The following is a 10634-nucleotide window of genomic DNA, read 5'->3' as shown; positions in this document are numbered from 1 at the left end:
GCTGCGCTGGGGTGTGGAGAAAACTCCTGTCCTCACGCGCGTTGTCGGGTTGAGTTCGAAGATGGTGATGGTGGGTGGAGCGATTTCGGCTTTGGCGGGGATTGCGGATGCTAGTGCCAGTTTTCGGGCCGGCATCCGCGTAATAAAGGCTGGCGAAGCAGTTGTCGCAATACCCTACGCATTTTCCGGCTTTCTATCGATCATCGGAGCCGGGCTCACTTATTTTGGAGTTACGGGGTCGCTTGCGCTGTTCGGAGCGTTGGGTGCGGGCGTTGTTGTCGGACTAGTCGCCTACGCGATGTTGCAGATCGCAAAAATCCTAGAGTCCGATGCTTTGGAAAAATGGGCTCGGCGGTGCTACTTCGGCCGCACAGAAGGTAGTGAACACTGGCGCGACCCGGAAAATATGGACGTCGCCATCGCTGCACTCAACGCCGCAGTCCTCGGCATGGATGTCGACCTCCGTTTCTCTGATGAAGACAGAGCAAGACCGAAAGATGAGCTTTACAGCGAAGACATTGAAGTGCTCAAGAACCGCGGCGCGGTAATACAGACAAAAGCGCTTGTTTATAGGGCGATCCTACCTAGCTTCGATACCGTACGATCCCGCTACCGCTTCACCCTCACTACCGAGCGCTTTGGCCTCGCACAAGATGGCAAACGAAGTCCTACTCTGTCTTCGCACGTCATGGCATCTGGGCAAGTTAACGATACCGCCCACGGCGTGCAAACTTCGGCCTTCAATCATCTCGATTACACGCTGGTCGGCGAGACGAAACCAACATCTGAACGGCCGATTCTCAGCGGCCAATACTGGCTGGATCCGATCAACACGATTAAATCGGCAACATTTGCTGTGGCATTCTGGCCGGATAAGGACGACAGCACCGGCTTCGCAGCTATCGAGATCACGGAGGAAATTTGATGGCGAGACCACAGCTAAGTCCCCCGTGCGCCGGATGGCAGTGTGATCTGCCGGGACCCAATGACCCTCTCATTGAGCCCCCTCTGCTGCTATGGCGAGCTCCGACGCATATGGACGAAACGTATGTCGAGTTCGCTCGGAGTACATCTATATTTCGCGGAACGCTCCTTTTCTTTTCGCTGCTGATTACATGGACATGTCTCGAACAGACAATTCTGATCACTACAAATCTTAGGGCCATCACGACGACCGGTGTGGGGGCTTTTGAAATAGGAATGTTCTTGCTGTTTGCAATTGCCATCGCAGTATGCGTTTGGGCAGCATGTGTTTTCTATCGCGCAGACGTCTCCCAACCCCGAGATCTCCCGCTTCGCTTCAATCGCCTACGTCGCAAGGTCTACGTCTATGGCTTCCATTCAGTCTGGTGGAATCCGTTCGAGCGCGGGTATGTGACGACGGCGAGTTATGACTGGGACGATCTGCGCGCGGAGAAATGGAAAGTCCGTGGCGCGACGCCAGGCGGAGGGCTCATCATCAAGGAAGGCGTCTCCATCGCGGTGGTGGAACCGAGCACCAACAACGTCGTGACGCGCTTTCACTTAAACACCGACGCTGCCAACACCTCCAACTTCTGGGCGTATGTATGCGCCTATATGCAGAACGGCATCAACGGCCTCGACCCCGATCACGCCGAACCGCGTGATGCCAACGACGTCGCTCCCTACAACATCGCCTTGCGCCTGGCGCCAAAGGTCCAGTGGCCCGCGGATATGGATCTTGAATCAAGAACTGCACCCTGAACGCGGGCGAGGCCGAGGACTGGATTCGCTTGCCGGAAGGGCCCGCTCGCCACCCCGCCACTGCAGCTCCACAGTCCCGGTACATTCGATTGGCGAACTCCCACTTCGCCGCCATCGACATTTCTTAGGAACTCTGTTGGCGAAACCTCAACTGAATCGCCCCTGCCTCGGTTGGCAACGCGATCTGCCCGGCCCCAATGACCCGCTTGACGAGCCCCCAATGCTGCTGTGGCAGGCACCGACGCATATGGATGAGACGTATGTCGAGTTCGCTCGGAACACGTCGAGTTTGCGCGGTGTTTGCTTTTTCTTTTTACCGGTAGTCGCATGGGTTCTTTTAGATCTCTTCGTAATGGCCGCAAAGGATATATATTCGTTCGCCACTACGGGTGTTAGTGCACTTATGGCCGGAATTTTTCTGATGCTTTTCGGGTCAATTTTCATCGGCCTCTGGACAGCGTTTGTTATCTATCGTGCCGAGGTCTCCCCGCCCCGCGATCTCCCGCTCCGCTTCAATCGCCTACGTCGCAAGGTCTACGTTTATGGCTTCCATTCAGTCTGGTGGAATCCCTTCGAGCGCGGGTACGTGACGACAGCGAGTTATGACTGGGACGATCTGCGCGCAGAGAAATGGAAAGTCCGTGGCGCGACGCCAGGCGGAGGGCTCATCATCAAGGAAGGCGTCTCCATCGCGGTGGTGGAACCGGGCACCAACAACGTCGTGACGCGCTTTCACTTAAACACCGACGCTGCCAACACCTCCAACTTCTGGGCGTATGTGTGCGCCTATATGCAGAACGGCATCAACGGCCTCGACCCCGATCACGCCGAACCGCGTGACGCCAACGACGTCGCTCCCTACAACATCGCCTTGCGCCTGGCTCCCAAAGTCCAGTGGCCTGCGGATATGGATCTTGAATCTCGAACGGCGCCGGACGTGGACTCCGTGCTAGATTCGACCGGTCAGACTGCATCTATCGCTTTTGCATCGGGAAAATAACCGGAGGCGCGTCGTCATGAATACGAATCCCACCCCCTTTCGTATCCGCGCCGCGACACCCGCCGATGTCGCCCGCATCGAGCACATCGTCCGCGAGGCTTACTCCCCCTATATCGCACGCAACGGCGCCACGCCCGGCCCCATGCTGGACGACTATCCGGCGCGCGTCGCGCAAGGCTTGGTTCATGTGCTGGAATCGGACGCTGGCATCGAAGGCCTCATCGTGCTGATACCCGAACCCGACGACGGCTGCATGCTGCTGGACAACATCGCCGTGTCGCCAACCGCGCAAGGAAAAGGGCACGGCCGGACACTGCTGCAATGGGCCGAAGACGCCACGCGCCGCGCCGGCTTTTCACGGATCCGGCTTTACACGCAGGAAGCGATGACTGAGAACATCGCCATCTACACGCGGCGCGGCTATGCGGAAACGCACCGCGCCACGGAGATCGGACTGAACCGCGTTTTCATGCAAAAACCCCTTATATAAGGGGCTTTTGCAGCGCTCTTTGCCGCATAAGAACAGACAAGCCGAATATATGAGCTTTTACTCGTAATTTATCGGTCTACCCTTTTTTGCCATCAGGTGAGCCGAAATCCGGTTGTTCGCCAGCGATTTCGCATAGACGGACGCCGGCCGGATGCGCTGCGCAATCACGTATCCCGTCATGCACGCCAGCATCAGCGGCAACATGACTTCATAGCTCAGCGTCATCTCGAAGATCATCAAGATCGACATCAGCGGCGCATGCGTGGTGGCGGCCAACAGCGCCCCCATTCCCACGACCGCATAACTGGACACGGCCGACAGGCTACCGGCCGGAAACAGGCCCTGCAGCGCAGTCCCATACAGGGCGCCCAGCGCCGCCCCCACAAACAAGGTCGGCGTGAAGACGCCGCCCAGGGCGCCGGACCCGACGCTGGCCGCCGTGGCCAATGTCTTGAGCAGCAGCAGGGCCGCCACCGCCTGCCATGCCCAATCCGTATGCAGCATGCTGTTCACCACGCTGTAGCCGTTGCCCCACACCGCGGGATCGATCACGGACAGCGCGCCGACAACCAGCCCGCCTGCCGCCATCCTGGCCCAGATCGGAAACGGCAACCGGCGAAACGCCGCGCGGGACAAGTCCAGGAACCGCAAGAATTGGGGTGCGGCCAGGCCGGCGATGAGGCCAAGTCCCAGGTAATTGATCACTTCCCAGCCCGACACGAACTCGAAATGCGGCATCTGAAAGACCGCGTCGTAGTGCAGCACCTGCCGCGTCACGATGTTGGCGACAACAGAAGCGACGGCCAGCGGCACCAGCGTCGCCGTTGAAATCACGCCGTACACGATTTCGGAAATGAACACCGCGCCCGCGATCGGCGCGTTGTACGCCGCGGTGATGCCTGCGGTGGCGCCGCAGGCCACCAGCAGCCTGAGATGGCGGGGCGGCAGCACCAGATAGCGGCCCGTCAACGAGGCGCACATTGCCGCCAGTTGCACCATCGGCCCCTCGCGGCCAATGGATGCGCCGGAACCGATCGAAAAAATGGAGGACAGGCTGCGCGCGACCGTCTGGCGAAAGCCGATGACGCCACGTCCGATGGAAATGGCTTCCATATAGTCGGCGGCCCCGCGCCGGGGCAGCCATCGGGTGGCCCCCTGCAGGATCAGGCCGGCGATCGCGCCCCCGGCCGCTGGCATCAGAAACCGCTGCCAGAGATCCAGTCCGCGCGCCAGCGACACCATCCCATGGGGAACCTCGCCGCCTCCCACCAACAATTGCATCCAGCCCAGCAGTTCGCGAAACACCACCGTTGACAGCGCACCCAGCGCGCCAACCAACGCGGCCGCACACAACGTCAAGGCCAGATTTTCTGCCAAAAGTCCGCGTCTCAACCGTCTGGCCCAGGCCGGTCGACGCAGTTTCAAGTCGCTATCCATGGCCGGATTCTACGGCGGATTCTGCTCACTTTTTGTTCAGTTCACCGTCAGCGGTCCGTACGCGTCTCCCCTCGAATCCCCGATTCCGAACGTCGCTTAGCGGCCCGTTTTGAGGCGCTGCAAGGGCAAAAATCAGGGTAGGCGAAGGGCGGTTTTCCGGGGTAAAAGGGCCCTTTTCAAGGCTCGGTTGCCAGAAGAGGCCTGTGGATAACTCCTAAGTAGCGTTGTTGTGCACATGTTGTGGAGGCAAGTTGAACAAGCAGGGGTTTCGGACGCGGTCCAAAATCTTGTCCAACTTCAGCTTTTTTCCCACACAGAGTTCTTGCACAGGCAAAAACGGACGCAAGGCAATGAAAGCAAAGATGTTTTCAAGGTTAAGGTAGTTATCCACAGCCCTTATTAATCATTAGTCTTTATATAAAGAAAAAAAAAGGAAAAGCCAAACATGCTTTCCCATTCCGCCCATCCACCGCCCCCCGGACTGCGTCCATGCGTATCCTCTTGATCGAAGATGAAGCTGAACTTGCCCGCTGGCTGTCCAGAAGCCTGGCCAGACATGCCGGCTTTGTCGTGGAGTGGGCTGATGACGGACTGGTCGCCGAAAGAAGGCTGGCCATGGAAGATTTCGATGCGGTCATCCTGGATCTGGGACTTCCCGGCATGGATGGCCATGCTTTGCTGGCGAAGATTCGCGCGCGGGACGACCGTACGCCGGTGCTGGTCTTGACCGCGCGCGATTCCTTGGCCGAGCGGATCGGAACACTTCACGAGGGAGCGGACGATTTCCTGCCGAAACCCTTTGTTGTGGAAGAGTTGGAGGCGCGCCTGATTGCCTTGATTCGCCGCAGCCGCGGCCGCGAACATCCCCGCCTGACGCTGGGAAACCTGGTTTTTGAAACTTCCGCGCAAAAATTCACCGTGAGCGGACAGCCTTTGCAGTTATCCCCACGTGAACATGCGGTACTGCGGGTGTTGATCCAGAAAAGCGGTGAACCCATCAACAAACAGCAGATCCTTGACCGCATCCTCACCGACGATGCGGACGTCAACCTGGAAGCGATCGAGGTTCTGGTTCACCGGTTGCGCAAGAAATTGGCGGATACCGGTGTGCAAATCGTGACCATGCGCGGCATGGGGTATTGCCTGGAGAACCTTGTTGACAACTAGAAGTCCGCAAAACGGCGTTGATTTTTCAGCAAAAAAACGCGCCCGGACGCTCAAGACGCAACTGCTCTGGTGGCTGATCCCGACCCTGGTGTTCGTGATGATGGGCGCGCTCTGGCTGTCCAACCACCAGTTGCGCAACCAGGTCGACATTGCCTATGACCGGTCTCTCGCCGGCGCGCTGCGCGCGATCGACCACAACATATCCACAGCCAGCGGTGGATTAGCCATGGAGCAGCCCTACCTGATGCTTGAATTTTTCGAGCTGACGGCCAATGGCAGCGTGTTCTACCGGGTGGCGACCGAGGACGGGCTGGCCGAAATCGGCCATCCCGGGCTGCCCCTGCCGGACCAGCCCCTCATCTCGGGCGAACCGCGGTTTTTTTATGCAACCTACCAGGGGCAGCCCGTCCGGGTGGCGGCGCTGGCGCGGGCCATGGATCCGCCGCTGTACGCCAACAAGGGCGGGCGGGTCATCGTGCAGGTCGCAGAGGGCCTGGAAAGCCGCCAGGCGTTCCTTCACAAGGTTTTGGTGCGCTCAGTGGAGCGGGACCTTGCCGTGATCCTCATCAGCGTCCTGGTGATCGTTTTGGGGGTTTTCATGGCCTTGCGTCCCCTGGAGCGTCTGCGTCAGGAAGTCAAAGGCCGGTCTGCAGACGATTTAAGCCCCGTCAGCGCGTCCGAGATGCCGGGTGAGGTCCTACCCCTGGTGGCGGCCATAAATCTCCACATGGCCCGTTTTGCGGCCTTGGGGAGGGTGCAGGCGCAGTTCCTGGACGACGCATCGCACCAGTTGCGCACGCCTTTGTCGGTTTTGCGGACCCAGATGGCCTATGCCCTGCGCGAAACAGACCCCCAGGAGGTCCGTACAGCCCTTCTGGCGATGCAAGAGGGGTTGGACAGGGCCGTACGCACCACCAACCAGATGCTCGCCCTGGCGCGCGCTAAAGACGCCTCGCTGGCCGAAGGAGGTTCGGCGCCTGAACAGGTGGACCTGGTTGAGCTGGCGGACGCGGTGATCCGCACCCAATTACCCAATGCCCGCGCCCGGCAACTGGACATCGGGCTGGAAGCCGACCGCAGGCCCGTCGTGGTCAGCGGGGCCGAGTGGCTGTTGCGCGAGGCGGTCAGCAACCTGGTGGACAACGCCATCCGGTATGCGGCCGCGGGCGGCGTGGTCACTGTCCGGATCGACGCGGACGCCAGCCAGGCCCGCCTTGCCGTGGAAGACGACGGTCCCGGCATGTCGGACGAGGACATTGCCCGGGCCTGCGTGCGGTTCCGGCGGGGCGCGGCGGGCAAGAACACCTCCGGCGCGGGCCTGGGCCTGGCGATCGTGGGCACGATTGCCGAAATCCTGGGGGCGCGTCTCGTGCTGGAGAACCGGAATGGGCAGCCGGGATTGCGGGCGGCGTTGGTGTTTTCCCTGGAAACGGGCCCGGATGCTGCGCCGCGTCACGAAATCGGCCGGAATTGAAAGGTTATGGAAAGGTTCGATTTTGTACGGTGGCGTCCACTGGAGCCGTGGGATGCGATCAACCGCCGCCGCGCCGCTGCCAGCGATACCTAGACCTATAAATCCTGGAGACGCAAGAATGCAGACGAGTCTGAAGCTGCGCATCGCAGCCCTGGCGGCGCTCGGCGCCATTACCCTGTCCCTTGGCGCGGCGCATGCCGCCGACGAGCCCCGCCGTCCGGAATGCATCGCCCCGGCACAGCCCGGCGGCGGCTTCGACCTGACGTGCCGCCTGGCCACCGAAGGCCTGAAGCAGAGCGGCGCGCTCAAGAGCGCGATGCGCATCGTCTACATGCCCGGCGGCATCGGCGCCGTGGCGTACAACAACATCGTCGCCCAGCATCCGAACGAGCCGGGCACCATCGTCGCGTTCTCCGGCGGCTCGCTGCTCAACCTGGCGCAGGGCAAGTTCGGCAAGTACAACGTCAACGACGTGCGCTGGCTGGCCGCGATCGGCACCGACTACGGCGTGGCCGTGGTCCGCAACGACTCGCCGTACACCGACCTGAAGGGCCTGATGGAGGCCTTCAAGCAGGATCCGACCAAGATCGTGCTGGGCGCGGGCGGCACCGTGGGCAGCCAGGACTGGATGAAGGCGGCGCTGACTGCCAAGGCGGCGGGCGTGGACTTCAAGAAGATGCGTTTTGTCGCGTTCGAAGGCGGCGGCGAAGCCGTGACGGCGCTGCGTGGCGGTCATATCCAGGCCTACATGGGCGACGCCGCCGAAGCCTTCACCATGCTTGAGGGCGGCGCCCCCATCCGCGTGCTGGCCGTCTTCAACGACCAGCGCCTGCCGGGCAAGCTGGGTTCGGTGCCCACCGCCAAGGAACAGGGCTACGACATCGTCTGGCCCATCATCCGCGGCTTCTATGTCGGTCCCAAGGTGTCCGACAGCGACTACCAGTTCTGGGTCGACGCATTCAACAAGACCACGGCCGCGCCCGAGTTCGAGAAGCTGCGCCAGCAGCAGGGTCTGTTCCCCTTCAACAAGACCGGCCCCGAACTGGACGCCTACGTGAAGAACCAGGTCAAGCAGTACGGCGAGCTCGCCGACACCTTTGGCCTGATCAAAAAGTAAGCCAGCCGCCAGGCTGATTCCCGACCGCGCCCGCAAGGGACACACCTGCCGCCCGCCTGGGGCGGCGGCAGGGCCCGCTGCGCCGCGCAATCCGACTTGAACGGAAACCTGGACCATGAATGATCGAATCCTGGGCATTGCCGCCCTGGCGCTGGCCGTCTTCATGACGGCTGCCGGCTGGAGCATCGAGGCGCCCTTCGCCTACGAACCCGTCGGCCCGCGCGCCTTTCCCCTGCTTGTGGCGCTGATCATCGGCCTGTGCGGGTTGCGCCTCGTCTACAAGGGCGGCCATGCGGTCGAGCACAATTCCGCCGGCGCCAACGGACGCATCGCGCTGATGGTCGTGTTCGCGACCGCCTATGCCTTTCTCTTCCAGTGGCTGGGCTTCGTGATCGCCACCTCGCTCATGACGATCTTCGTGGGACGCCTCTTTGGCGGCAGCTGGATCAAGTGCGCGATCGGCGGTGTGGTGATGAGTCTTTTCTTTTTCGTGCTGTTCGACAAGGTGCTGGACGTCGTCCTGCCCGGCGGACTGCTGGAGAACCTGATATGAGCGGCATTCTCGATCATCTGTCGATAGGCTTTGGCGTCGCCTTCTCCCTGACGAACCTGCTGGTCGCGGCCATCGGCTCCTTCATCGGAACCATGGTGGGCGTGCTGCCAGGGCTGGGGCCGGTCAACGGCGTGGCCATGCTGATCCCCATCGCCTTCGCGATGAATCTACCGCCCGAAACGGCGCTGATCCTGCTTGCCGCGGTGTATGTGGGCGCCGAGTATGGCGGCCGTATCACGGCGATCCTGCTGAACGTGCCGGGCGAAGCCAGCGCCATCATGACGACGCTGGACGGCTACCCGCTGGCGCGGCAGGGTTTGGCCAACGTGGCGTTGACGCTTTCCGCGTGGTCGGCTTTCTTTGGGGCGATCGTGTCGGTAGTGGGCATCATCCTGCTTGCGCCGATGCTGGCGAAATGGGCGCTCGCGTTTGGCCCCGCCGAATACTTCGTGCTGATGATTTTCGCGTTCTGCTGCCTGACCAGCCTGCTTGGCAAGCAACCGGTCAAGGGCGTGCTGGCCGCGATGATCGGCCTGTCCATTTCGGTGGTGGGCGTGGACGCGAACTCGGGCGTGTATCGCTATACCTTCGAGTCCGTCCACTTGGCCGACGGCATCGATTTCGTCGTGGTGGTGATTGCGCTGTTCGCGGTCAGCGAGATGCTGGAAATGCTTGAAAAGGTAGTGGCCGGCCACAGCGTCGAGGTCAAGCCCAGCGGGCGCAAGCTGTTCAACCTGAAAGAGATGGCATTCACGTGGTGGAGCGTCGTGCGCAGCGCGCTGGTCGGCTTCGGCGTGGGCGTGCTGCCTGGCGCTGGCGCCAGCGTGGCCGCGGCGGTCGCCTATTCTCAGGAAAAGCGCATCATCGAGGCCAAGGATCCCGATGCCAAATTCGGCAAGGGCGACATGCGCGGCCTGGTCGCGCCGGAAGCGGCCGCGACGTCCTCGGCCATCGGCTCGTTCGTGCCGATGCTGACGCTGGGCGTGCCCGGTTCCGGCACTACCGCCGTGATGATGGGGGCGCTGACGCTCTACAACATCACGCCGGGTCCGGTGCTGTTCGACACCAAGCCTGAATTGGTGTGGGGCCTGATCGCCTCGCTGTTCGTGGCGAACGTATTGCTTTTCGTGATGAATGTGCCGCTGGTCCGCTTGTTCTCCAAAGTGCTGTCGGTGCCGGGTTGGCTGATGGTGCCGGGCATTCTGTGCATCAGCTACATCGGCGTGTATGCAATCAACGCCGGCACGTTCGATCTGCTGCTGGTGGCGGGCATTGGCACGCTTGGCTACTTCCTGCGTAAGTTCGGCGTGCCGATGGCGCCGCTGGTGCTGGGCGTCGTGCTGGGCAACATGATGGAGCAGAACTTGCGCCGCGCCCTGTCGATGACGGATGGCGACGTGGGTGTGCTGTTCGCCAGCCCGGTCTCGATTGCGCTGTGGACGGGCGCGGCGGCGGTCGTGATCGTGCCGCAGGTCCTGCGCCGTATGCGGGCCGCGAGAAAGGTTGCCGCTGGACCGGCCTGATGGCACGGTGGCGCGCACTTGACGGTGCGCGGGCTGGCGCGGATTCAGGCCGGCAAATGTTGAGGGGCGCCTTTCGGCGCCCCTTTTTTTCAGGTGTGCCGCATAACGCGGACACACCCATTCATATATGAGCTTTTGCTCAGTTATT

At 61.5% G+C, this 10634-nt stretch carries 10 protein-coding genes; 9 read left to right on the top strand and 1 reads right to left on the bottom strand.

What is annotated here, in order from left to right:
• From ASD87_RS27095 to ASD87_RS10000, 4 genes are all read left to right on the top strand, one after another.
• Positions 1–925 (top strand): hypothetical protein (locus ASD87_RS27095; RefSeq protein WP_200952175.1); only part of this gene is annotated, 925 nt, incomplete at its 5' end.
• Between the two features lie 275 nt (positions 926–1200).
• Entirely contained in the window at positions 1201–1725 is a 525-nt protein-coding gene (locus ASD87_RS10010; protein ID WP_082586250.1) for a DUF6708 domain-containing protein, read from the top strand.
• Positions 1726–1945: 220 nt separating this feature from the next.
• A complete protein-coding gene (locus ASD87_RS10005; protein WP_200952173.1) occupies positions 1946–2725 on the top strand; it encodes a DUF6708 domain-containing protein in 780 nt (259 codons plus the stop codon).
• Between the two features lie 16 nt (positions 2726–2741).
• Positions 2742–3215 (top strand): GNAT family N-acetyltransferase, encoded by a 474-nt coding sequence (locus ASD87_RS10000; protein ID WP_056320612.1) that lies wholly within the window; start codon positions 2742–2744, stop codon positions 3213–3215.
• A 57-nt stretch (positions 3216–3272) separates the two neighbouring features.
• Here the strand turns inward: ASD87_RS10000 and ASD87_RS09995 are convergent, their stop codons facing one another.
• On the bottom strand, positions 3273–4652 hold the full coding sequence (locus ASD87_RS09995; RefSeq protein ID WP_056320610.1) for a ClcB-like voltage-gated chloride channel protein: 1380 nt from the start codon (positions 4650–4652) through the stop codon (positions 3273–3275).
• A gap of 489 nt (positions 4653–5141) precedes the next feature.
• Between ASD87_RS09995 and ASD87_RS09990 the strand changes: the two genes are divergently transcribed.
• The 5 genes from ASD87_RS09990 (at position 5142) to ASD87_RS09970 (ending at position 10486) form a co-directional block, all read left to right on the top strand.
• Complete coding sequence (locus tag ASD87_RS09990) at positions 5142–5819, top strand: response regulator (protein WP_056320607.1); 678 nt, start codon at positions 5142–5144, stop codon at positions 5817–5819.
• The gene (locus tag ASD87_RS09985; protein WP_369818520.1) at positions 5809–7293 is read left to right on the top strand and encodes a sensor histidine kinase; all 1485 of its coding nucleotides are present in this window, start codon (positions 5809–5811) and stop codon (positions 7291–7293) included. The genes ASD87_RS09990 and ASD87_RS09985 overlap by 11 nt, the downstream gene beginning before the upstream one ends.
• Before the next feature lie 118 nt (positions 7294–7411).
• Entirely contained in the window at positions 7412–8410 is a 999-nt protein-coding gene (locus ASD87_RS09980) for a tripartite tricarboxylate transporter substrate binding protein (protein ID WP_056320605.1), read from the top strand.
• Positions 8411–8525: 115 nt separating this feature from the next.
• Complete coding sequence (locus ASD87_RS09975; RefSeq protein WP_056320598.1) at positions 8526–8963, top strand: tripartite tricarboxylate transporter TctB family protein; 438 nt, start codon at positions 8526–8528, stop codon at positions 8961–8963.
• The gene (locus ASD87_RS09970; RefSeq protein ID WP_056320596.1) at positions 8960–10486 is read left to right on the top strand and encodes a tripartite tricarboxylate transporter permease; all 1527 of its coding nucleotides are present in this window, start codon (positions 8960–8962) and stop codon (positions 10484–10486) included. Before ASD87_RS09975 ends, ASD87_RS09970 begins: the two co-directional genes overlap by 4 nt.
• The last annotated feature ends 148 nt before the right edge of the window (positions 10487–10634 follow it).

This window comes from Achromobacter sp. Root170, assembly GCF_001428165.1.
Lineage (GTDB): Bacteria > Pseudomonadota > Gammaproteobacteria > Burkholderiales > Burkholderiaceae_B > Achromobacter > Achromobacter mucicolens.
The sequence above is the reverse complement of the archived record's forward strand: the minus strand, read 5'-3'. Positions and strand labels throughout refer to the sequence as shown.